Genomic DNA, 22,164 nt, shown 5'->3' with positions numbered 1-22,164 from the left:
ACGGGGGCGACGGGACGGACGGGGAAGCGGGAGAAGGTCACTTGCCGTAGGCGAGCATCAGCTTCTCCCTGGTGTCGTCGTTGCCGGTCAGCCGGGTCGTCGAGAGGTAGAAGCGCCCGTCGACCCAGTCGACGTCCTTGGCGAAGAAGCCGCTCTCCACGTCCGCGGCGCTCTGCGGGTTCTGCAGCAGCCTGGCCGGCTCGTGGCTGCCGCCGCCCGTCGGGATCGACACGATCTGGCCGCCCGCGTCGTACGACGGCTGCACGTACGCGATCAGGTCGCCGCCCTCGGTCTTCAGCGGCAGCATCGACTCGTCCGCCGGGGACTTCACGCGCCACTTCTCCTTGCCCGTGGCGAGGCTGATCGCGACGATCTCGTTCGCCCCGGTGGTCGCCTTGGTCGGCAGGTAGAGGGTGTTCGCGTCGGCGGCCACGCCCAGGCAGCCCTGCAGGTCGCGCTGGAGGATGGCCCAGCCGCACTCGGGCGCGAAGTCCTCGTCGAAGCCGACCTGGGAGCGGAGCTTGCCGCCCGCGGTGAACGCGGAGATGTTCCACGCCTTCTTGTCCTCGTTGGTGCTGTAGACCACCAGCGGGTCGACGGAGTAGGTGCGCGCGACCCGCCACCCCTTGTCGAACTTCTGGGTCCACCTGGCCCGGCCGGTCGCCGGATCGAGCTCCTGCACCTCGTCGTGCTCGTCGGCCCCGCCGGCCCCGCAGGACGCCACGGAGATGAGCTTCTCGCCGCCCGCGAAGGCGGTGGGGAAGCAGGTCTCGCCGTACCGCTTCTTGTCCCACATCTTGGCGCCGGTGTCCACGTCGTACGCGGTGCCCGACTGGGAGCGGCCCACCATCAGCGTCTTGCCGGTGATGGACAGTTCTATCTGGAGCGTGCTGTCGAACAGCGCTCCGTCGGCGACCTCGCCCTTCCAGCCCTTCTCGCCGGTGCCGAGGTCGACCTGCTGCAGCTGGTTGCACTCGGCGCGGTCGCTGGAGCCGCTCATGTACGCGACGACGATCTTGTCGTCGGCCGTCTTCTGCGGGGTGGCCGCGCAGATCTTCTGCGGGAAGGCGATCGGGTCCCAGGCCGGCTTGCCGTCCTTGACGCCGTAGGCGAGGAGCTGCTTGTACGCCGCCTTCACCGCGACCTCGTCGGTGATCCACATGCCGGGGGCGTCGGCGCCGGAACCGGGCGCGTCGGGCGCCTCCTTGTACCAGAGCACCCGCGCCTCGCCGGCCTGACGGCCCGCGTTGAGGTCCTCCGGGTCCTCGCCGCCGTCGCCGCTGCCGTCACCGGGGTCGACCGGCGCGCCGGAGGCGGTGGGCCTGGCGTCGTCGCTCCGCCCGGCGACCGGCTTCCCGCCGTCCCGGTCGTCGCCGCCGGTCACCGCGAACACCGTGCCGCCGACGACCAGCAGCGCCGCCACCGCGGCCCCGACGGCGAGCGCCGGCTTGCTCCTGAACGGGTTGCGGGAGCCGCCGCCGGGCGGGGTGCCGGGGTGGCCGGGCTGCTGCGGGTAGCCGTACCCGGGCTGCGGGCCGTACGGGCCCGGCTGGCCGTAGGGGCCCGGCTGGCCGTAGGGACCCGGCTGGGCGTAGGGACCCGGCTGGGCGTACGGGTCCGGCTGCTGGGGCTGGTGGTACGGGCCGGGCTGCTGCGGAGCGCCGTATCCGGGCTGCGGGGGCGGCGGGGTCTGGGGCGGCGGCGGGGTCTGCGGAGGCCGGGGAGCGCCGAAGCCGCTCCCCGACGGTGGCTGGTTCTGCGGCGCTCCGAAGCCACCCGGCTGCGGCGGCTGGTTGGGCGGCTGAGTCATCAGCGCGTTCCCCCTTACTCACTGATTTTTCGCCACGCCCTGAGGTACGGATGGACCCAGAGTCGTTCTCGGTCTGTTCTCAGACGGCTCTTTCTATCACTCGCCGCCGACAGCGCACCGGGCCGTGTCCGCCCCTGTTCCCAAGGGAGGACCGGCCCGTGATGCCCCTGTTACGCGCCTTCACGCCCCCTTCACGCGCTGCGCGCCGGGCGCTCGTGCACGCGCTGTGCCCCTAGGCGTCCTCGGCGAGTTCCAGCCAGCGCAGTTCCAGCTCCTCGCGCTGACCGGCCAGCTCGCGCAGCTCGGCGTCGAGTTCGGCCACCTTGGCGAAGTCGGTGGCGTGCTCGGCGATCCGGGCGTGCAGCCCGGTCTCCTTCTCGGCGATCCGGTCGAGCTGCCGCTCGATCTTCTGCAGCTCCTTCTTGGCCGCGCGCTGGTCGGCGGCGCTCTTCTCGGGCCGGTCGGCCTTGGCCGCGGCGGGTGCCGGCGCGGCGGCGGCCGCGGCCTCCGCCATCCGCCGGCGCCGCTCCAGGTACTCGTCGATGCCGCGCGGCAGCATCCGCAGCGTGCCGTCGCCGAGCAGCGCGAACACCCGGTCGGTGGTGCGCTCGACGAAGAACCGGTCGTGGGAGATGACGATCATCGAGCCGGGCCAGCCGTCGAGCAGGTCCTCCAGCTGGGTCAGGGTCTCGATGTCGAGGTCGTTGGTGGGCTCGTCGAGGAAGAGGACGTTGGGCTCGTCCATGAGCAGGCGCAGCAGCTGGAGCCGGCGCCGCTCACCGCCGGACAGGTCCCCGACCGGCGTCCACTGCTTCTCCTTGCCGAATCCGAAGGTCTCGCACAGCTGCCCGGCGGTCATCTCGCGCCCCTTGCCGAGGTCGACGCGCTCGCGCACCCGCTGCACGGCCTCCAGCACCCGCCAGGAGGGGTCGAGTTCGGCGACCTCCTGGGAGAGGTAGGCGAGCCGGACCGTCCTGCCGACGCGGATCCGGCCGCCGGCCGGCTGCCGCTCGCCCTCGCTGTACGCGGCGTCGGCGAGCGCCCGCAGCAGGGAGGTCTTGCCGGCGCCGTTGACGCCGACCAGGCCGATCCGGTCGCCGGGGCCGAGCTGCCAGGTGAGGTGCTTGAGCAGCACCTTGGGCCCGGCCTGGACGGTGACGTCCTCCAGGTCGAAGACGGTCTTGCCGAGCCGGGAGGAGGCGAACTTCATCAGCTCGCCGCTGTCCCGGGGCGGGGGGACGTCGGCGATCAGCTCGTTGGCGGCCTCGACGCGGAAGCGCGGCTTGGAGGTGCGGGCGGGCGCCCCGCGCCGCAGCCAGGCCAGCTCCTTGCGGATCAGGTTCTGCCGCTTGGCCTCCTCGCTGGCGGCGATCCGCTCGCGTTCGGCGCGGGCGAAGACGTAGTCGGAGTAGCCGCCCTCGTACTCGTGGACCGTGCCGCGCTGGACGTCCCACATGCGGGTGCAGACCTGGTCGAGGAACCAGCGGTCGTGGGTGACGCAGACCAGCGCGGAGCGCCGCTCGCGCAGGTGCCCGGCGAGCCAGGCGATGCCCTCCACGTCGAGGTGGTTGGTGGGCTCGTCCAGGACGATCAGGTCCTGTTCCTCGATGAGCAGCTTGGCGAGCGCGATCCGCCGCCGTTCACCGCCGGACAGGGGCCCGATCACGGTGTCCAGGCCCTGCGGGAACCCGGGCAGGTCGAGGCCGCCGAAGAGGCCGGTGAGGACGTCCCTGATCTTGGCGTTGCCCGCCCACTCGTGGTCGGCCAGGTCGCCGATGACCTCGTGGCGGACGGTGGCGGCGGGGTCGAGGGAGTCGTGCTGGGTGAGGACGCCCATGCGCAGGCCGCCGGAGTGGGTGACCCGCCCGGAGTCGGCCTCCTCCAGCTTGGCGAGCATCCGGATGAGGGTGGTCTTGCCGTCGCCGTTGCGGCCGACGACGCCGATGCGGTCGCCCTCCGAGACGCCGAGGGAGATGCCGTCGAGGAGGGCGCGGGTGCCGTACACCTTGCTGACGTTCTCGACATTGACCAGGTTGACGGCCATTTCTCTCCTGCTCCCGGGGGTCGGTCAGCCTTCAAGCGTAGGGCCTTCGGGAAGCGGTGCGGGGCGGAGCCCCTCGGCCCGGGGCGGTGGCGGGTGACGTGGTCCTGGCCGTCGAGGTCGTCCCGCCCGACTGCGAGTCCCGTGACCGCACGGCCAAGCCGCAGAAGTACGCCGCCGACGGGATCGGGTGCTTCCGGCGGGTGGAGACCAACCCGGCGGACGGCGGGCCCGTGGTCCACGTGTCCGAACGGGACCCGCTGACCAGGGCTCACGTGCACACCGGCATGCGCCGCGACCGCCTCGAGGTCGCCGAGCCGTACCCCGTCGACATCGACCCGACCGCGATCGACGAACTCCGAACGGGCTCCGAACGGGCCCGGGGCGGGCTCCGGGCGGGCCGCCCCTCAGAGCACCGTCGCCCCCGGCGCCGGCGCCGTCGCCGTGCGCACCGTGCGACAGGTGCCCGAGGCCCGCAGCTCCTGCGCCACCCGCGCCGCGGACTGCGCGTCCCGGACGAGGAACGCCGTGGTCGGGCCCGAGCCGGAGACCAGGGCGGCGAGGGCGCCGGCGGCGCGGCCGGCCGCGAGGGTGCGGTCCAGCTCGGGGAAGAGGGAGAGCGCGGCCGGCTGGAGGTCGTTGGAGACGGCGGCCGCGAGCGCGTCGGCGTCGCCCTTGGCCAGCGCGTCGATCAGCGGCTGCGAGGCGACGGGCTCGGGGATCTCCCGGCCTTGGCCGAGGCGGTCGAACTCGCGGAACACGGCCGGGGTGGACAGCCCCCGCTCCGCCATCGCGAACACCCAGTGGAAGGTGCCGCCCACCTCCAGGGGCGTCAGCCGCTCCCCGCGCCCGGTGCCCAGCGCCGCGCCGCCGACCAGGCTGAACGGCACGTCGCTGCCCAGCTCGGCGCAGATCTCCAGCAGTTCCTCGCGCGAGGCGCCGGTGCCCCACAGCGCGTCGCAGGCCAGCAGCGCGCCCGCGCCGTCCGCGCTGCCGCCCGCCATGCCGCCGGCGACCGGGATGTCCTTGGCGATGTGCAGGTGCACGGCGGGCTCGCGGCCGTGGCGGTCCGCCAGGGCGAGCGCGGCGCGGGCCGCCAGGTTCGTCCGGTCCAGGGGGACCTGGGCGGCGTCCGGGCCCGCGCAGGTGATGCGCAGCTCGTCGGCCGGGGCCGCGGTGACCTCGTCGTACAGGCCGACCGCCAGGAAGACGTTGGCCAGGTCGTGGAAGCCGTCGGGGCGGGCGGCGCCCACCGCGAGCTGCACGTTGACCTTGGCGGGGACGCGGACCGTCACGCTCACTTTTCCTGGAACTCCTTCGGGGATGCGGGGGCGGCCCCCCGCGACGGCGCGGCCTCGGCGATCCGCGCGAACTCCGCCACGGTCAGGGACTCGCCGCGGGCCTGCGGCGACACCCCGGCGGCGACCAGGGCCGCCTCGGCCGCAGCCGCCGACCCGGCCCATCCGGCGAGCGCGGCCCGCAGCGTCTTGCGGCGCTGGGCGAAGGCGGCGTCGACGACGGCGAAGACCTCGGCCTTGGACGCGGTGGTCCTGATCGGCTCGGCGCGGCGGACCAGGGAGACGAGTCCGCTGTCGACGTTCGGCGCGGGCCAGAAGACGTTGCGGCCGATGGCGCCGGCCCGTTTGACCTCGGCGTACCAGTTGGCCTTCACGGACGGCACGCCGTACACCTTCGAGCCGGGCGCGGCGGCGAGGCGGTCGGCGACCTCCGACTGGACCATGACCAGGGTGCGCTCGATGCTCGGGAAGGTGTCGAGCATGTGCAGCAGGACGGGGACGGCCACGTTGTAGGGCAGGTTGGCGACCAGCGCGGTCGGGGCGGGGCCGGGCAGCTCGGTGACGCGCAGCGCGTCGGAGTGGACCAGCGCGAAGCGGTCGGCGCGCTCGGGCATCCGGGCCACGATGGTGGCGGGCAGCGCGCCCGCCAGGACGTCGTCGATCTCCACGGCGGTGACCCGGTCGGCCACCTCCAGCAGCGCCAGGGTGAGCGAGCCGAGTCCCGGGCCGACCTCCACCACCACGTCGTCGGGGCGGACGCCGGCGGTGCGGACGATCCGGCGGACCGTGTTCGCGTCGATCACGAAGTTCTGGCCGCGCTGCTTGGTGGGGCGTACGCCGAGGGCGGCCGCCAGCTCGCGGACGTCGGCGGGGCCCAGCAGGGCGTCGGGGGTGGGGCTGCTCACGCCCCAAGGGTAGCCGTGGGTCACCCGTGCAATCGCGCCCCGCAGTGCGGCCACGGGCTCGCCCCCTGCCGCAGGTACAGCTTCTTCGCCCGGTACGTCTGCTCCGCGGCCGGCGCGTCCTGCGGCCGGCCGCGGCCGCCGACGCTGCGCCAGGTGCGGATGTCGAACTGGTACAGGCCGCCGTAGGTGCCCGAGGGGTCCACCGCGTCGGACCGGCCGCCGGACTCGCATTCCGCGAGGCCCCGCCAGTTCAGGCGGTCGGCGCCCCGCACCGAGGCCGGCCGCGGCTTCGTCCCGGCCCGCACCACCCGCGGGCGCGGCTCGCGCACCACCTCGGACCTGATCGGGCGCGGCCGCTGCCGGACCCCGTCGACGGTGCGCACGGCGTACGTGACCCGGCGCAGGCCCGGCCGTCCCGCCTGCTCGACGACCTCCGTGCCCCGCGGCAGGGAGGGGTCGCCGGTCCGCCGCACCCGGAACGGGATCAGTTCCTCGTGGACCTCCTCGCGGTCGGTGATCCGCAGTACGCCGACCGTCTGCCCGTCGCGCGGGAAGCTGTCCTGCGGGACGGAGGTGGCGTCCCGGCCGCGCAGGGTGACGCCGGCCTCCTCGACGGCCTCCCGCACGGTCGCCGCGTTGGTGCGGACGGTGCGCGTCCGGCCGTCGGCCGTGACCGTCACCGCCCGCTCGGTGCGCACGTGCAGCACGATCCCCGCGCGGCCGATCCGCCGGGAGCGCGAGGCGGAGACGTAGGCGCCCTCCGCGCGCACCCCCAGTTGCCTGAGCGCCCCCGCCACCGTGTGCGCCGTCGTCCACACCTCGCGCTGCCGGCCGTCCAGCGTGAGCCGCACGGGGCGGCCGTAGCGCACGGCGACCTCGTCACCGCTGCCGAGTTCCGCGCCGGGCGCGGGCGCCACCACGTCGTGCGGCCCCACCTCGACGCCCTCCTCGGCGAGCAGCTCGGTCACGTCGTCGGCGAAGGTGTGCAGCGTGCGGGGCCTGCCGTCGACGCTCAGCTCGATCGCCTTGTCCTCGGCGACGAACGCCGTGGTGCCGCCCGCGAGGAACGCCACGACCAGCGCCTGCGGCAGCAGCCGGCGCACCGGGCCGTCCACCCGCCCGGTGTGCCGGGCCCCGCGCCGGTGCGCGGCCCGCCGCCCCCCGGCACCGGAGCGCACCGGCGGCGCGGGCGGCGCGTGGGCGGGCCGGCGGGCGCCCTCGGGCGCCTCGCCGTGCGGCGGGACCGGCGCGCCGGGCGCCGCGAAGCCGCCGGGTCCGTCGAAGCCGTCAGGTCCGTCGAAGCCGCCCGGAGCCCGCGAGCCGCCGGGGGCCGGGGGCTCGCAGGCGCCGTACGGCTCACAGGACCCGTACGGCTTGTGCGTCCCGTACGGCCGGTACGGCCCGCAGGGCGCCGCGTACGGCTGGGACGTTCCGTACGGCAGGTGGCTGACGGATCTGCTCACGCCGACACGCTCCAGGGGCCGGAGGGGTCCGGAGGGGTCCGGATCGGGCCCACGAACCTAGCGGAGTGATCGTCACTCTCCAAAGCGGCGCGGCTACGCAGCGTCGCCGTGTCGTGCGCGGCCGGGGGTCAGTAGCCGAAGGCCCGTGCCGTGTTGGCCGCGAGGGCGGTCGCGAGCACGTCCTCGTCGACGCCCCGCACGGCGGCCATCGCGCGCACCGTCACCGGGATCAGGTACGGGGCGTTGGGCCGCCCCCGGTAGGGCACCGGGGTCAGGAAGGGCGCGTCGGTCTCCACCAGGACCAGGTCCAGCGGGGCGACGGCGAGGGCGTCGCGCAGGTTCCGGGCGTTCTTGAAGGTGACGTTGCCGGCGAAGGACAGGTAGTAGCCGGCGGCGGCGCAGATCTCCGCCATCTCCGCGTCCCCCGAGTAGCAGTGGAAGACGGTGCGCTCCGGGGCGCCCTCCTCCTTGAGGATGCGCAGCACGTCGGCGTGGGCGTCGCGGTCGTGGATGACCAGGGCCTTGCCGTGCCGCTTGGCGATCTCGATGTGGGCGCGGAAGGACCGCTCCTGGGCCTCCCGGCCCTCCGGGCCGGTGCGGAAGTAGTCCAGGCCCGTCTCGCCGACGCCCTTGACCTGCGGGAGCGCGGCCAGCCGGTCGATCTCGGCGAGCGCCTCGTCGAGGGCGGCGTCCCCGCCGGGCGCGCGGGCGCCCTGCCGCGACCAGCCTCCCCCGGTCCCGGAGGGCTGGGGGGTGCCCCCGGGGTCCCCCCGCACGATGCGCGGCGCCTCGTTGGGGTGCAGGGCGACGGCCGCGTGCACGTTCTCGTACGCCGCCGCCGTCTCGGCGGCCCAGCGCGAGCCGGCCAGGTCGCAGCCGACCTGCACGACCGTCGTCACGCCGACCGACGCCGCCTTGGCGAGGCCCTCCTCGACCGTGCCGGACTGCATGTCGAGGTGGGTGTGGGAGTCGGCGACCGGCACCCGCAGGGGTTCGGGCAGCGGCGGCGCCGCGTTCTTGTCGTCGGGGGCGTTCGAAGGCATGTCCCGATCCTACGGAAGGGGCGCGCCCCCGCGGCCGGCCCCCGGCTCGCCCCGCGGGGGAAGGGGCGCGGCGGACCGGGCGGGCACCGGCGGTGCGCCGCGGCCCGCGCCGGCGCGCTCAGGCCCCGGCGTTCTTCGCGGCCACCACCGCGTCGAACACCACCCGCTTCGGCACGCCCGCCTCCGCCGCGACCGCCGCGATCGCCTCCTTGCGCCGCTCGCCCGCCTCCTCGCGCACCCGCACCCGCCGCACCAGCTCCTCGGCGCCGGCCTCCTCGGGGCCCCGCTCCGGCGCCCCCTCGACGACGACGGTGATCTCCCCGCGCACCCCCTCGGCCGCCCACGCGGCCAGCTCGCCCAGCCCGCCGCGCCGGACCTCCTCGTACGTCTTGGTCAGCTCCCGGCAGACGGCGGCCCGCCGGCCGGCGCCGAAGACCTCGGCCATGGCGGCGAGGGTGTCGCCGAGCCGGTGCGGGGCCTCGAAGTAGACGAGGGTCCGCCGCTCCTCGGCGACCTCCCGCAGCCGGGTGAGCCGCTCCCCCGCCTTGCGCGGCAGGAACCCCTCGAAGCAGAACCGGTCCACCGGCAGCCCGGACAGCGCCAGCGCAGTGAGCACGGCGGACGGGCCGGGCACGGCGGTGACCCGGACGTCCCGCTCGACGGCGGCGGCGACCAGCCGGTAGCCGGGGTCGGACACCGACGGCATCCCGGCGTCCGTGACCAGCAGCACGCGCGCGCCGCCGACGAGTTCCTCGACCAGTTCCGGCGTCCGGGCGGACTCGTTGCCCTCGAAGTACGACACGACGCGCCCCTTGGGCGTGACGCCCAGCGCCTGCGTCAGCCGCCGCAGCCTGCGGGTGTCCTCGGCGGCGACCACGTCGGCGCCGGCCAGCTCCTCGGCCAGCCGCGGCGGGGCGTCCGCGACGTCGCCGATGGGGGTGCCTGCCAAAACAAGGGTTCCTGTCACGTTTCCATCCTCGCAGGGCCCATCCACGGGACTCCCACAGACGTGTTCCCTACGATGGCGCGGTGACCAGTACAGCGTCGTCCACGGACTCCCCGGACCTCCGGCAGGGCCGGGCACCGCACGAGCAGCAGCCGTCGTGGCAGCAGCGGCTGCGCCGTTTCGGCTACTCGGCGGACCCGGCCGGCGACGTCCGTGACCGCCTGGTGCCGCCGTACGCCGAACCCGGCCCGCGCCTGTGGAAGGCGCTCGGCCTGCCGCCCGTGCTCGCCGGGCGCCTCACCCGCCTCGCCGGCTGGGGCGGGCCGCTGCTCGTCACGCTGCTGGCGGGCGTGCTGCGGTTCTGGAACCTGGGCAGCCCGAAGGCGGTGATATTCGACGAGACGTACTACGCCAAGGACGCGTGGGCGCTGGTCCACCGCGGGTTCGAGGTCAACTGGGACAAGAACGTCAACGACCTGATCCTGTCGTCGAACGGGAACGTCCCCGTCCCGGCGGACGCGGCGTACGTCGTGCACCCGCCCGTCGGCAAGTACGTCATCGGGCTCGGCGAGCTGATGTTCGGGTTCGACCCGTTCGGCTGGCGCTTCATGACGGCCCTGCTCGGCACGGTGTCGGTGCTGATGCTGTGCCGCATCGGCCGCCGCCTGTTCCGCTCCACGTTCCTCGGCTGCCTGGCGGGCGCGCTGATGGCGGTGGACGGCCTGCACTTCGTGATGAGCCGTACCGCGCTGCTGGACGGCGTGCTGATGTTCTTCGTGCTGGCGGCCTTCGGCTGCCTGCTGCTCGACCGGGACCGGGCGCGCGCCAGGCTCGCCGCCGCGCTCCCGGTGGACGCCGACGGCCGGGTCCGCCCGGACGCGCACACCGCCGAGACGGCCCGCCTGGGACGGCGCCCGTGGCGCTGGGCGGCGGGACTGATGCTGGGCCTGGCCATCGGCACCAAGTGGAACGGCCTGTACGTGCTGGCCGCCTTCGGCGTCATGACCGTCCTGTGGGACGTCGGCGCCCGCCGCGTCGCCGGCGCCCGCCGGCCGCGCCTGGCCGTCCTCCGGCGCGACCTGGGCCCGGCGTTCCTGGCGACCGTGCCGGTGGCCGCGGTCACCTACGTCGTGTCCTGGACCGGCTGGATCCTCTCCCCGAGCGACGGCTCCGGCGGCTACTACCGCAACTGGGCCGCGACCGACGGCAAGGACAGCCGCTGGTCCTGGCTCTTCCCGGACTGGTGGCGCAGCCTGTGGCACTACGAGGCGCAGGTGCTCGACTTCCACACCCACCTCACCTCGCCGCACACCTACCAGTCCAACCCGTGGAGCTGGCTCGTCGCCGGCCGGCCGGTGTCGTACTTCTACGAGTCCCCGGCGCCCGGCACGGACGGCTGCCCCGCCGACGCGGGCGAGAAGTGCGCCCGCGAGGTGCTGGCCATCGGCACGCCGCTGCTGTGGTGGGTGGCCTGCTTCGCGCTCCTGTACGTCCTGTGGCGCTGGTTCTTCCGCCGCGACTGGCGCGCGGGCGCGATCGCCTGCGGCGTCCTGGCCGGCTACCTGCCCTGGTTCTTCTTCCAGGAACGCACGATCTTCTACTTCTACTCCGTCGTGTTCCTGCCGTTCCTGTGCCTGGCGGCGGCGATGCTCCTGGGCGCCCTGGTCGGCCCGCCCCGCTCGGGCGACACCCGCCGCGTGGCGGGCGCGGCGGGCGCGGGCGTCCTGGTCCTGCTGATCGCCTGGAACTTCATCTACTTCTGGCCGATCCACACCGGCACCGCCATCCCGATCGACGACTGGCGGGCGCGGATGTGGCTGGATACGTGGGTCTGACCCGTGGGCGGCCCGCGCGGGCGGGCGGTCCGCGGTACGGTCCCGGCCCGCGGTGGCCGGATGTCGTCGTGTCCGGCGGTGACGGGCGCTAACGATCGGATCACTCCCTCCTCAGCCGTCCCTCCCGCGGCATACAGTGCGGGGCGAGCGTGCCTTGAACACGTTCAGAAACGGCCCGGCCGGGCGTCACGGGGAGGGGACCGCGCGGATGCGCAAGGGAGTCAAGGCCGCCATAGTCGGCTCGGTGTTCGCCGTGCTGGTGGGCGGGGCCGGATACGGCGGCTACAACATCGTGAACGCGCTGGACGGGGGCGGGGCGTCCGGCGCGGACGGGCCGGCGCCGATGGAGACGGGGCCGCCGAGCGGCGCCGAGGTGAAGGAGACGACGGCGAAGTTCCTCGCGGCCTGGGAGCAGGGGCGGGCGGCGCAGGCGGCGGCGTACACGAACAACGCCGGGGAGGCCGAGCCGCTGCTGGCGGCCTTCCGCACGGACGCGCGCATCGAGGACGTGCGGATCACGCCCGGCGCGGCGCGCGGGACCACCGTGCCGTTCACCGTGCGGGCGACGGTGGCGTACGAGGGGAGCTCCGAGGACCTCGAGTACTCCGGCAGCCTCACCGTCGTGCGCGGGCTCACCACCGGGCGCGCGCTGGTCGACTGGCAGCCGTCCGTCGTCCACCCCGAGCTGGGCGAGGGCGACACCCTCGTCACCGCCGAGTCCGCGAACCCGCCGATCGAGGCCGTGGACCGCGACGGGACCGTGCTGACGAAGGAGGAGTACCCCTCGCTCGGCCCGGTGCTGGACGCCCTGCGCGCCAAGTACGGGGGCGAGGCCGGCGGCACGCCCGGCGTCGAGCTGGTGGTCCGGCACGCCGACGGGGCCACGGCCGACACCCCGCTGCTGACGCTCGCCGAGGGCACGCCGGGCAGGCTGGAGACGACGATCAGCGCGGGCGTGCAGGCGGCGGCCGAGCAGGCGGTCAAGCGGTACGCCCAGTCGTCCGTGGTGGCCGTCAAGCCGAGCACCGGTGAGGTGCTGGCGGTGGCCAACCACCGGGCGGACGGCTTCAACGCGGCCTTCGAGGGCCGGGCCGCCCCCGGCTCCACCATGAAGATCATCACCGCGGCGATGCTCATCGACAACGGCGTGACCTCGATGAACGGCCCGGCGCCCTGCCCGGACAGCGCGGTGTGGCAGGGGCAGACCTTCAAGAACCTCACGGGCATGGCGCCCGACGAGAACGCCACCCTCGCCGACAGCTTCCTGCGCTCCTGCAACACCGCCTTCATCAAGCTCGTCGACGAGGAGCCGCTCACGGACGCCTCGCTGACCGCCGAGGCCCAGGAGCGGTTCGGCCTCGGCCGGGACGACTGGAAGACCGGCATCGTCTCCTTCGACGGCAGCGTCCCCGCCGTCGCCGGCCCGGACCGCGCCGCCGGCGCCATCGGCCAGGGTCAGGTCCAGATGAACCCGCTGAACATGGCCTCGGTGACGGCGACCGCGATCACCGGCGCGTTCCGCCAGCCCTACCTGGTCTCGCCCGACCTCGACGACCGGCAGCTGGCCACCGCCAAGGGCCTGCCGGCGGGCACCGCCGCCCAGCTGAAGCAGATGATGCGGCTCACCGCCACCCGGGGCACCGCCGCCGAGGCGATGGCCGGGCTCGGCGGGGACATCGGCGCCAAGACCGGCTCCGCGGAGGTCGACGGCAACGCCAGGTCGAACAGCTGGTTCACCGGGTTCCGGGGCGACGTCGCGGCGGCGGCCATGACCGAGGAGGGCGGCCACGGCGGGGACGCGGCCGGTCCGATCGTCGCGGCCGTGCTCCGAGCGGGTGGCTGACCTCACCCGCACAGCACGGGACTCTAGGGTGTATGCCGTCGTTGGGAAGCGTGAGGGCAACGGGGACCCCGGGGATTCGCGGAGGATCGGAACAGCAGTGGGCAAGAGAAGACGCGTCGCCGAGCGACGGAAGACGGGGCCCGCCGTGCTCGGTGGGCTGATCGCCGTGGTCGTCGGCGGCGCCGGGTTCGGGGTCTACTCGCTGTACGGCGGGTCGGCCACCGGGGACGGCGCGCGGGCGGCGTCCGCCGGCCACGAGGCGGAGGTGAAGACCGGGCCGCTGTCGGCGGCCGAGGTCACCACCGCCGCCGAACGGTTCCTCACCGCCTGGCAGCGCGGCGAGGTGGCCGAGGCGGCGGCCGCGACCGACGACGCCGAGGCCGCCGAGGCCCTGCTGGCCGGCTACCGCAAGGACGCCCGCATCGAGGACGTCACGCTCACCGCCGGCGCCCGCAGCGGCGCGAAGGTCCCGTTCACCGTCCGGGGCACGGTGTCGTACCGGGGCGTCGGCAAGCCGCTGACGTACACCGGCGCGCTGACCGTCGTCCGGCGGGCGGGGGACGGCGAGCCGCGGGTCGACTGGCGGCCCTCCGTCGTCCACCCCGATCTCAGGGACGGCGACCGGCTGGTCACCGGCGAGGCCGGGACGCCGCCGGTCAAGGCGCTCGACCGGGACGGCAGCGAGCTGACCACGGCGAAGTACCCCTCGCTCGGCCCGGTGCTGGACGGGCTGCGGGAGAAGTACGGCAAGACGGCCGGCGGCACGGCGGGCGTCGAGCTGCGCGTGGTGCGGGGCAAGCAGTCCAAGGCGGACGAGCTCTCCGACAAGACCCTGCTGGAGCTGAGCGAGGGCACGCCGGGCACGGTGAAGACCACGCTCAGCCCGAAGCTGCAGGCGGCGGCCGAGCAGCAGGTCGCGAGGAGGGCCCGCGCGTCGGTGGTGGCGCTGCGCCCGTCGACCGGCGAGATCCTGGCCGTGGCCAACTCCTCGCGCGGCTTCAACACCGCCTTCCAGGGCGCCCTCGCGCCCGGCTCCACGATGAAGGTCATCACCTCGTCGCTGCTGATCGAGAAGGGCCTGGCCGCGGCGGACAAGGCGCACCCGTGCCCGAAGTACTTCACCTACGGCGGCTGGAAGTTCCAGAACGACGACAAGTTCCAGATCAAGGGCGGCACGTTCAAGGCGAGCTTCGCCCGCTCCTGCAACACCGCCTTCATCAGCCAGGCGCCGAAGCTGAAGAACGACGACCTGACCAAGCAGGCCCAGCAGGTCTTCGGCCTGGGCCGGGACGACTGGGCGATCGGCGTGCCGTCCTTCGACGGCTCGGTGCCGGTGCAGTCGCAGGCGTCGATGGCCGCCTCCCTCATCGGGCAGGGCGGGGTGCGGATGAACCCGCTGAACATGGCGTCGGTGTCGGCGACGGTCAAGGCGGGCGTCTTCCGCCAGCCGTACCTGGTCTCCCCGTCGGTCGACGACCGCCGGCTGGCGACGGCCTCGCGCACCCTGTCCGCGTCCACGCTGTCGCAGCTGCGCGAGCTGATGGCCTACACGGCGAGGTACGGCACGGCGGCCGAGGCGATGAGCGGGGTGAGCGGTGACACCGGCGCGAAGACCGGCTCCGCCGAGGTCGACGGCCAGAAGAAGCCCAACGGCTGGTTCACCGCGTACCGGGGCGATCTGGCGGCGGCGGGCGTGGTCCAGGCGGCCGGCCACGGCGGCGACACGGCGGGCCCGATCGTGGCGGCGCTGCTGAAGCAGGGGGGCTGACCGGCGGGTCAGCGGGTCACGGGTTCGGCGGCGGCCAGGTAGGTCCGCCGCAGAAAGCGCAGCAGCGCCTTCGTCTCGAACTGCACCACCGAGACGCCCTGCGGGGAGTGGAACTCGACGATGGCCTGGACGCGCCCGCACGGCCACACCCGTACGTCACCGCGTCCGGCCGGGCTGCTCAGCCCCTGCTCCAGCAGCGCTCGCGAGCAGGTCCACTCGTGCGCACCGGGCAGGCCGATCCGCACCGACCGCGGGTCGGCCTCGGGGTCGTAGCGCAGCAGGACGGGTATGGCGCCGCGGTCGTCCCGGGGGTCGTCGGTGACGATGTACGCCCGCGCGTACTGCTCGACTACAGGCATCGGACAGCCCTCTCAAGCTGAGCGACTCAAGCGGAGACTTTTCATCCGCTTTATCTCCAATGTCCCATATTTCCGGTGACGCGCCTCCCGGAAAGAACAGCCCGTTCGCTCTTGCGATCCCTTTGCAACAGTCTCGTACCATCGAACGGTGCACGTACCTGACGGATTCATCGACGCCCCGACCTCCGCCGTGACCGGAGTCGTCGCCGCGGGCGCCATCGCCGTGAGCCTGCGCGGAGCGCGCCGGGAGCTCGACGAGCGGACGGCGCCGCTGGCCGGCCTGGTGGCGGCGTTCGTCTTCGCGGTGCAGATGCTGAACTTCCCGGTCGCGGCCGGAACCAGCGGGCACCTGCTCGGCGGCGCCCTCGCCGCGATACTCGTCGGGCCCTTCACCGGCGTGCTGTGCATATCCGTCGTGCTGCTGATGCAGGGCGTCCTCTTCGCCGACGGCGGCCTGACCGCGCTCGGCGTGAACATCACGGACATGGCGATCGTCGGCACCGCCGTGGCCTACCCCGTCTTCCGCGGGCTGGTGAAGGTGCTGCCGCGCACCCGCCGGTCCGTCACCGCCGCCGCCTTCACCGCCGCGCTGGTCTCCGTGCCCGCCGCGGCGCTGGCGTTCACGCTGCTGTACTGGATCGGCGGCACCGCCGACGTCCCGATCGGCAAGGTCGCCACCGCCATGATCGGCGTGCACGTCCTGATCGGCGTCGGCGAGGCCGCGATCACCGCGCTGACCGTGGGCGCCGTCATCGCCGTACGCCCCGACCTGGTGCACGGGGCGCGCGGCCTGCGGCAGCGGCTGAAGCTGCGGGTGGGCGGCGAGCTCGTCGACGCGCCCGCCGCCGGGCCGGCCCCGGCGCCCGCCGCCCGCGCCGCGCACCGGAAGGTCTGGGCGGCCGGTCTGGTCACCTCCCTGGTCCTCGCCGGCTTCGTCAGCTTCTACGCCTCGGCCAGCCCCGACGGGCTGGAGAAGGTCGCCGCCGACCAGGGCATCGACGAGAAGACCGAGGAGCACGCCGCCGCCGGCTCCCCGCTCGCCGACTACGGCGTCGAGGACGTCGACAACGCCCGCCTGTCCGGCGGTCTCGCGGGCGTGATCGGCGTCGGCGTCACGGTCGTCGCGGGCAGCGCGGTCTTCTGGGCGGTGCGCAGGCGGCGCGGCGCCGACACCTCCCCCGCGGCCGTGGAGACCCCCGCCGCGGGGAACCCGGCCGCGGGGACCCCCGCCGCGGACGCCCCGGTCGCGGACGCCCCGGCCGGGCGGAAGCCGAACGCGGGAAGCGTCTGACATGGGCGCGGGCCATGCCCACCGGCTCTACCGGCACGGGCACTCCCCCGTGCACGCCCTGCCGCCGCACACCAAGCTCGCCGCCGCGTTCGGCTTCGTGGTGGTCGTGGTGTCGACGCCGCGGGAGGCGATGTGGGCGTTCGGCCTGTACGCCGTCCTGCTCGCCTGCGTCGCGGCCGCCGCCCGCGTCCCGGCCGGCTTCCTGCTCAAGCGGCTGCTGATCGAGGTCCCGTTCGTCGCCTTCGCCGTGCTGATGCCGTTCGTGGCGGAGGGCGAGCGGACCGAGGTGCTCGGGATGTCGCTGAGCGTCGGCGGCCTGTGGGGCGCCTGGAACGTGCTGGCCAAGGGCACCCTGGGCGTCGCCGCCTCGGTCCTGCTGGCCTCCACCACCGAACTGCGGGAGCTGCTGCTGGGGCTGCAGCGGCTGAGGCTGCCCCCGCTGCTGGTGCAGATCGCCTCCTTCATGATCCGCTACGGCGACGTGATCACCGACGAGATGCGGCGCATGCGGATCGCGCGGGAGTCGCGCGGCTTCGAGGCGCGGGGCGTGCGGCACTGGGGCGTGCTGGCGAAGTCGGCGGGCGCCCTGTTCATCCGCTCCTACGAGCGCGGCGAGCGGGTGCACCTGGCCATGGTCAGCCGCGGGTACGCCGGTGCCATGCCGGTGATCGACGAGGTGACCGCGTCCCGGGCGCAGTGGTCGTACGCCCTCGCCCTCCCGTTCGCGGCGCTCGTCGTCTGTCTGCTGGGATGGACCCTGTGACACCTTCACTGGAAGTGGCCGGTCTGGCCTTCGCCTACCCCGACGGACACCAGGCGCTGTTCGGCGTGGACTTCACCATCGGGCGCGGCGAGCGGGTCGCGCTGCTCGGCCCGAACGGCGCCGGCAAGACGACCCTCGTGCTTCACCTCAACGGCATCCTGACCGGCGGGACGGGCACGGTGCGGGTGGCCGGGCTGCCCGTGGACACACAGCACATGGCCGAGATCCGGCGCCGGGTCGGCATCGTCTTCCAGGACCCGGACGACCAGCTCTTCATGCCGACCGTCCGGGAGGACGTGGCGTTCGGCCCGGCGGCGGCCGGACTGCGGGGGCCGGAACTGGAGGCGTGCGTGGACCGGGCGCTGGACCTGGTCGGCATGCGCGCGTTCAAGGACCGCCCGCCGCACCACCTCTCCTTCGGGCAGCGCCGCCGGGTCGCCGTGGCGACCGTCCTGGCGATGGAGCCGGAGATCCTCGTGCTGGACGAGCCCTCCTCCAACCTCGACCCGGCCTCCCGCCGCGAGCTGGCCGACATCCTGCGCGCGCTGGACGTGACCGTGCTGATGGTCACCCACGACCTGCCCTACGCCCTGGAGCTGTGCCCGCGCTCCCTGATCCTGAGCGAGGGCGTGATCGCGGCGGACGGCCCGACCGCCGGCCTGCTCGCCGACGAGGAGCTGATGCGCGCCCACCGCCTGGAGCTGCCCTTCGGCTTCGACCCGCGGTCCGTGACAATGGGCGCGTGAGGGATCAGGACGACGGCGACGGGGCCGCCGGGGCGCCGCTGCTCGACGAGCAGCTGTGCTTCGCCCTGTACGCGGCCCAGCGCGCGGTGACGGCCGCGTACCGCCCGGTCCTCGACGAGCTGGGCCTGACCTATCCGCAGTACCTCGTCCTGCTGGTCCTCTGGGAGCGCGGCGAGACGACGGTCAAGGAGCTGGCGGCCGCGCTGCGGCTCGACTACGGCACGGTGTCGCCGCTGCTGAAGCGGCTGGAGAGCACGGGGCTGGTGCGCCGGGAGCGCGCGGCGCACGACGAGCGCTCGGTCCTGGTGGCGTGCACCGAGCGCGGGGAGCGGCTGCGGAGGCGCGCGGCGCGCGTGCCCGGCGCCCTGTTGGCGGCGACCGGGCTGGCGGAGCCGGAACTCGCGCGGTTGCGCGAGGAGCTGTGGCGGCTGGCGGAGAAGGCGGCGGGAGCCGGCCCCGCGCGCTGAACCCGGGCCGCCCGCCATTACTACCCCCCGGTAGCACCCGCCGGTCTACCAGCCAGTACCTTGTGCGCGATGAACTTGCGCGCACCTTTTCCCGGGGGAGGCCGGCCATGACAGACGGCACCGCCGTCGACACCCGTCCGACGAAGATCGTGTACGTGGCCGAGGCCACCGCGCACGGCGGCCGGGACGGCTACGTGACCAGCCAGGACGGCCGGCTGGACCTGAAGGTGGCGATGCCGCCGGAGCTGGGCGGCGACGGCGCCGGCACCAACCCGGAGCAGCTGTTCGCGGCCGGTTACAGCTCCTGCTTCCACAACGCGCTGATCATGGTCGGCAACCGCGCGGGCTACGACCTGAGCGGTTCCACGGTCGCCGCGAAGGTCGGCATCGGCCCCAACCGGCAGCGCGGCTACGGCCTCGCCGTCGCCCTCAGCGTCTCCCTCCCCGTCCTGGACCCCGACCTCGCGGCGAAGCTGGTGGACGAGGCCCACGAGGTCTGCCCGTACTCCAACGCGACGCGCGGCAACATCGACGTAACGATCCTGCTCGGGTAGCGGAACCGGGGAATCGCAGGCTGGGCAGGGGCGTTGCTCCCGCAGTCGCAGGCGATCCGGAGGGAAGGAAGACGGACGTGGACGTGCGCGGCACAGTGGCCGAGGGCTTCGAGCCGGTGAGGGACGCGTTCGTCCGGAACTTCGCGGCGCTCGGGGAGCGGGGCGCGGCGGTGGCCGTCTACCGGGACGGGCGCCGGGTCGTGGACCTGTGGGGCGGGACCCGGGACGTCGACGGCGCCGATCCCTGGGAGCGGGGCACGGCCCAGGTCGTCCGCTCGGCGACGAAGGGCGTCGCCGCCGCCGTCCCGCTGCTGCTGCACCAGCGCGGGGAACTCGACCTGGACGCGCCGGTCGGGCACTACTGGCCCGAGTTCAAGGCGCACGGCAAGGACCGGGTCCTGGTCCGGCACGTCCTGAACCACCGGGCCGGCCTGCCGGTCCTCGACCGCCCGCTCACGCCCGAGGACGCCCTCGACCCCCTGCGCGGCCCCGAGGCGGTCGCCGCCCAGGCCCCCGCCTGGGAGCCGGGCGCCGACCACGGCTACCACGCGCTGACGTACGGCTGGATGCTCGACGAACTGGTGCGGCGCGTGACGGGACGCGGCACCGGCGAGTGGCTCGCCGCGCAGATCGCCGCCCCGCTGGGCCTGGACCTCTGGATCGGCCTGCCGGACGCCCAGGCGCACCGGGTGGGCCGGGTCGGCCGCGTCGAGGCGCCGGAGCCCGCCTCGGGTCCCCGCCTGCGCCCCAAGCGCGCGGTCACCGCGGCCTACGAGGACCCCGTGTCCCTGACCCGCCGGGCGTTCGCCGCGATCACCCCGTTCCCCGACCAGAACGACCCGGCGTACCGCGGGGCGGCCCTGCCCGCCACGAACGGCATCGCCACGGCGGACGGCCTGGCCCGCTTCTACGCGGCGCTGATCGGGGAGGTGGACGGGGTGCGGCTGTTCGAGCCGGGCACGGTGGAGTCGGCCCGGACCGAGGAGTCGGCGGGCCCGGACCGCGTCCTCGTCGTCCCCACCCGCTTCGGCCTCGGCTACATGCTGCACGGCAGCGCCTCCCCCTTCCTCGCCCCGGGCTCCTTCGGCCACCCGGGACGCGGCGGCGCCCTCGGTTTCGCCGACCCGGAGACGGGCATCGCCTTCGGCTACGTGACCAACGGCTTCCGCGGGACGGTGACGGCGGATCCGAGGGCGCAGGCGCTGGTGCGGGCGGTGCGGACGGCTCTCGGGGAAGCCGCCGCCTGACGCGCCGGGCGCGTCGGGCGCGCCCTAGACGTGGATGGGGTGCGAGATCCGCCCCGACGCCTGGTCGATCTCGTCGTGCGCCTTGGTCAGCAGCTGCATGGCGAGTTCGTTGAGCGCCCGGGCCCCGGCGATCTCCTCCCCGATCCTGGGCTGATTGGAGTCGGTGCGGTGCCGGGTCGCGTGCCCGCGGGCCCGTACCTCGCTCCCGTCGGGCAGACGCACGAGCGCCGCCGCCCGCGTGTGCTGGTCGTCCTCCTCGAACTCCAGCTCGACATGCCATCCCACTGCGGTGTGCATCATGACGGTCACCTCCGGAACACCTAGTTCCAGGGTGCGCCTCGCGCGGGGCGGGCGCACGCCCTCCGCGGACGCGGCGGACCCCGCCCGGCGCGCGGGCGCTCCGGGCGGCGCCGGTCACCGCCGCGGCGGTGACCGGCGAGGTCAGCGCGTGTGCTCGCGCACGTCCACGAGAGTGCCGCCGGCGTGGGCGATCAGCGCCTTGGGCTCCATGGGGAACACGGTGTGGGGGGTGCCGGCGGCGGCCCAGACGACGTCGTGGTCGAGCAGCCCCCGGTCCGCGAGCACCTTCGTCCTCGTCCGGTGCCCGAAGGGCGGCACACCGCCGATGGCGTACCCGGTCGTCTCCCGTACGACGTCGGCCTTCGCCCGCGTGACGCTGTCGGCGCCCAGTTCCTGCCGGACCCGTTCCACGTCCACGCGGGACGCGCCGTCCATGAGGACCAGGACGGGGACCCCGTCCGCCGCGAAGACCAGCGACTTGCAGATCTGCCCCAGCTCGCACCCGATCGCGGCGGCCGCCTCGGCGGCGGTGCGGGTGGCCTCGGGGAAGCGGCGGATATCGGCGTTCAGGTGGTCGAGCCCCAGTTCACGCAGGGCCCAGGCGAATCGGGGGTGGGCTGCGGAAGCTTCGCCGCGGTGGGCGGCGGTCTCGTCGGTCGTCGTCATGGACGGCACGGTAGTGGGGACGCGGGCGCCGTGCGACGCGTTATCCGGTGCCCGTACCACCGCCACGGCGGCCCGGACAGCGCGCGGCGGACGCCGGACGACGGGGGCACCGCCCGTGCCTTCGAGGCGACGGGGGAGGCGACGTCGGGTGGGGGCTGGCCGGGGACGCGTCAGTCGGTGACGTGCCCGTCGGTGCGGACGCCGAGGGCGGGGAGGACCACGGCGTCGATGTACGAGGCGAGGAAGGCCCGGGTCGGCGGCAGGTCGTCGAGCAGGGCCCGGGTGGCGAACCCGCCGATCATCATGTGCGGCAGGAAGTCCAGCGCCGGGCAGTCCGGGCGGACCTCGCCGCGGTCGACGGCACGCCGGATCACGCGCCGGAACCCGGCGAGCTCCGGTTCGATCAGCTGGTCCCGGAACGCCTCGCGCAGATCCGGATGGCGGTGCAGCGCCATGGCGAGGCCCCGCATCAGCGCGGAGTTCTGCTCGATGGTGCGGTCGTCCTCCAGCGTCATCAGGGCGTGCAGGTCGCCCCGCAGGCTCCCGGTGTCGATGTCGCCGGTCCTGCCGGGCTTGCCGTGCCGGACGGCCTTCACGACCAGTTCGGCCTTGCCGCCCCACTGGCGGTAGAGCGTGGCCTTGCTGGACCGGGTGCGGGCGGCGACGGCGTCCATGGTCAGGGAGTCGTAGCCGACCTCGCGGAGCAGGTCGAGCACGGCCGCGTAGAGCTCCGCCTCGCGTTCGGGCGTGAGGCGGCTGCGGCGCGGTGTCGCGACCTCGGTCATGCCTGGCACCTTTCCCGCTCCTGGGACGTCCCGG

Annotated in this window: 20 protein-coding genes; 9 read left to right on the top strand and 11 right to left on the bottom strand. The window is 74.5% G+C overall.

Annotated features, from left to right (window positions below):
- Positions 1–37: 37 nt before the first annotated feature.
- The 7 genes from ACIBAI_RS11825 to rsmI form a co-directional block, all read right to left on the bottom strand.
- Entirely contained in the window at positions 38–1,810 is a 1,773-nt protein-coding gene (locus ACIBAI_RS11825) for a PQQ-binding-like beta-propeller repeat protein (protein WP_399033256.1), read from the bottom strand.
- Between the two features lie 232 nt (positions 1,811–2,042).
- Positions 2,043–3,854 (bottom strand): ABC-F family ATP-binding cassette domain-containing protein, encoded by a 1,812-nt coding sequence (locus ACIBAI_RS11820; RefSeq protein ID WP_399033254.1) that lies wholly within the window; start codon positions 3,852–3,854, stop codon positions 2,043–2,045.
- Positions 3,855–4,258: 404 nt separating this feature from the next.
- Positions 4,259–5,152 (bottom strand): 4-(cytidine 5'-diphospho)-2-C-methyl-D-erythritol kinase, encoded by an 894-nt coding sequence (locus ACIBAI_RS11815; protein ID WP_399033252.1) that lies wholly within the window; start codon positions 5,150–5,152, stop codon positions 4,259–4,261.
- Complete coding sequence (rsmA, locus tag ACIBAI_RS11810) at positions 5,149–6,054, bottom strand: 16S rRNA (adenine(1518)-N(6)/adenine(1519)-N(6))-dimethyltransferase RsmA (protein ID WP_399033251.1); 906 nt, start codon at positions 6,052–6,054, stop codon at positions 5,149–5,151. Before rsmA ends, ACIBAI_RS11815 begins: the two co-directional genes overlap by 4 nt.
- A 20-nt stretch (positions 6,055–6,074) precedes the next feature.
- Entirely contained in the window at positions 6,075–7,517 is a 1,443-nt protein-coding gene (locus ACIBAI_RS11805) for a ubiquitin-like domain-containing protein (protein ID WP_399033249.1), read from the bottom strand.
- A gap of 128 nt (positions 7,518–7,645) precedes the next feature.
- Positions 7,646–8,560 carry a TatD family hydrolase gene (locus ACIBAI_RS11800; protein ID WP_399033248.1) on the bottom strand — a complete coding sequence of 305 codons (915 nt, stop codon included), beginning with the start codon at positions 8,558–8,560 and terminating at the stop codon, positions 7,646–7,648.
- Positions 8,561–8,678: 118 nt separating this feature from the next.
- Complete coding sequence (gene rsmI, locus ACIBAI_RS11795) at positions 8,679–9,527, bottom strand: 16S rRNA (cytidine(1402)-2'-O)-methyltransferase (protein WP_399033246.1); 849 nt, start codon at positions 9,525–9,527, stop codon at positions 8,679–8,681.
- Between the two features lie 62 nt (positions 9,528–9,589).
- On the opposite strand from rsmI, the gene ACIBAI_RS11790 reads away from it, so the two are divergent.
- From ACIBAI_RS11790 to ACIBAI_RS11780, 3 genes are all read left to right on the top strand, one after another.
- Positions 9,590–11,341: a dolichyl-phosphate-mannose--protein mannosyltransferase gene (locus tag ACIBAI_RS11790; RefSeq protein ID WP_399033244.1), complete on the top strand. Its 1,752-nt coding sequence runs from the start codon at positions 9,590–9,592 to the stop codon at positions 11,339–11,341.
- Between the two features lie 208 nt (positions 11,342–11,549).
- Positions 11,550–13,184 (top strand): penicillin-binding transpeptidase domain-containing protein, encoded by a 1,635-nt coding sequence (locus tag ACIBAI_RS11785; protein WP_399033242.1) that lies wholly within the window; start codon positions 11,550–11,552, stop codon positions 13,182–13,184.
- A 97-nt stretch (positions 13,185–13,281) separates the two neighbouring features.
- Complete coding sequence (locus ACIBAI_RS11780) at positions 13,282–14,952, top strand: penicillin-binding transpeptidase domain-containing protein (RefSeq protein WP_399033240.1); 1,671 nt, start codon at positions 13,282–13,284, stop codon at positions 14,950–14,952.
- A gap of 8 nt (positions 14,953–14,960) precedes the next feature.
- Here ACIBAI_RS11780 and ACIBAI_RS11775 read toward each other — a convergent pair whose 3' ends face one another.
- Positions 14,961–15,311 carry an SsgA family sporulation/cell division regulator gene (locus tag ACIBAI_RS11775; RefSeq protein ID WP_399033239.1) on the bottom strand — a complete coding sequence of 117 codons (351 nt, stop codon included), beginning with the start codon at positions 15,309–15,311 and terminating at the stop codon, positions 14,961–14,963.
- Between the two features lie 148 nt (positions 15,312–15,459).
- Here ACIBAI_RS11775 and ACIBAI_RS11770 point away from each other — a divergent pair, with 148 nt between their 5' ends.
- The 6 genes from ACIBAI_RS11770 (at position 15,460) to ACIBAI_RS11745 (ending at position 20,379) form a co-directional block, all read left to right on the top strand.
- Positions 15,460–16,602 (top strand): energy-coupling factor ABC transporter permease, encoded by a 1,143-nt coding sequence (locus ACIBAI_RS11770; protein WP_399033237.1) that lies wholly within the window; start codon positions 15,460–15,462, stop codon positions 16,600–16,602.
- A 1-nt stretch (position 16,603) separates the two neighbouring features.
- Positions 16,604–17,365 (top strand): cobalt ECF transporter T component CbiQ, encoded by a 762-nt coding sequence (gene cbiQ, locus ACIBAI_RS11765; RefSeq protein WP_399033235.1) that lies wholly within the window; start codon positions 16,604–16,606, stop codon positions 17,363–17,365.
- Entirely contained in the window at positions 17,353–18,111 is a 759-nt protein-coding gene (locus ACIBAI_RS11760) for an ABC transporter ATP-binding protein (protein ID WP_344603213.1), read from the top strand. The genes cbiQ and ACIBAI_RS11760 overlap by 13 nt, the downstream gene beginning before the upstream one ends.
- Positions 18,108–18,578 (top strand): MarR family winged helix-turn-helix transcriptional regulator, encoded by a 471-nt coding sequence (locus tag ACIBAI_RS11755; RefSeq protein WP_399033233.1) that lies wholly within the window; start codon positions 18,108–18,110, stop codon positions 18,576–18,578. Before ACIBAI_RS11760 ends, ACIBAI_RS11755 begins: the two co-directional genes overlap by 4 nt.
- A gap of 107 nt (positions 18,579–18,685) precedes the next feature.
- Entirely contained in the window at positions 18,686–19,132 is a 447-nt protein-coding gene (locus tag ACIBAI_RS11750) for an organic hydroperoxide resistance protein (protein WP_399033231.1), read from the top strand.
- Positions 19,133–19,209: 77 nt separating this feature from the next.
- Complete coding sequence (locus ACIBAI_RS11745; RefSeq protein WP_399033229.1) at positions 19,210–20,379, top strand: serine hydrolase domain-containing protein; 1,170 nt, start codon at positions 19,210–19,212, stop codon at positions 20,377–20,379.
- Between the two features lie 24 nt (positions 20,380–20,403).
- Here ACIBAI_RS11745 and ACIBAI_RS11740 read toward each other — a convergent pair whose 3' ends face one another.
- From ACIBAI_RS11740 to ACIBAI_RS11730, 3 genes are all read right to left on the bottom strand, one after another.
- Entirely contained in the window at positions 20,404–20,679 is a 276-nt protein-coding gene (locus ACIBAI_RS11740) for a DUF1876 domain-containing protein (RefSeq protein WP_399033227.1), read from the bottom strand.
- A 141-nt stretch (positions 20,680–20,820) separates the two neighbouring features.
- Positions 20,821–21,345, bottom strand: a complete 525-nt coding sequence (locus ACIBAI_RS11735; protein WP_399033225.1) for a YbaK/EbsC family protein — start codon at positions 21,343–21,345, stop codon at positions 20,821–20,823.
- Between the two features lie 170 nt (positions 21,346–21,515).
- A complete protein-coding gene (locus tag ACIBAI_RS11730) occupies positions 21,516–22,130 on the bottom strand; it encodes a TetR/AcrR family transcriptional regulator (RefSeq protein WP_399033223.1) in 615 nt (204 codons plus the stop codon).
- Positions 22,131–22,164 lie beyond the last annotated feature (34 nt).

The sequence above is a fragment of the Streptomyces sp. NPDC051041 genome (assembly GCF_044456065.1).
Lineage (GTDB): Bacteria > Actinomycetota > Actinomycetes > Streptomycetales > Streptomycetaceae > Streptomyces > Streptomyces glaucus.
This window is presented reverse-complemented; position numbering and strand designations above follow the sequence as displayed.

Coding starts and splice junctions, on each gene's coding strand:
- ACIBAI_RS11730 (WP_399033223.1), bottom strand. CDS start 22,130: ATGACCGAGGTCGCGACACCGCGCCGCAGCCGCCTCACGCCCGAACGC.
- ACIBAI_RS11800 (WP_399033248.1), bottom strand. CDS start 8,560: ATGCCTTCGAACGCCCCCGACGACAAGAACGCGGCGCCGCCGCTGCCC.
- cbiQ (WP_399033235.1), top strand. CDS start 16,604: ATGGGCGCGGGCCATGCCCACCGGCTCTACCGGCACGGGCACTCCCCC.
- ACIBAI_RS11775 (WP_399033239.1), bottom strand. CDS start 15,311: ATGCCTGTAGTCGAGCAGTACGCGCGGGCGTACATCGTCACCGACGAC.
- ACIBAI_RS11820 (WP_399033254.1), bottom strand. CDS start 3,854: ATGGCCGTCAACCTGGTCAATGTCGAGAACGTCAGCAAGGTGTACGGC.
- ACIBAI_RS11760 (WP_344603213.1), top strand. CDS start 17,353: ATGGACCCTGTGACACCTTCACTGGAAGTGGCCGGTCTGGCCTTCGCC.
- ACIBAI_RS11750 (WP_399033231.1), top strand. CDS start 18,686: ATGACAGACGGCACCGCCGTCGACACCCGTCCGACGAAGATCGTGTAC.
- ACIBAI_RS11740 (WP_399033227.1), bottom strand. CDS start 20,679: ATGATGCACACCGCAGTGGGATGGCATGTCGAGCTGGAGTTCGAGGAG.
- ACIBAI_RS11825 (WP_399033256.1), bottom strand. CDS start 1,810: ATGACTCAGCCGCCCAACCAGCCGCCGCAGCCGGGTGGCTTCGGAGCG.
- ACIBAI_RS11735 (WP_399033225.1), bottom strand. CDS start 21,345: ATGACGACGACCGACGAGACCGCCGCCCACCGCGGCGAAGCTTCCGCA.
- ACIBAI_RS11785 (WP_399033242.1), top strand. CDS start 11,550: ATGCGCAAGGGAGTCAAGGCCGCCATAGTCGGCTCGGTGTTCGCCGTG.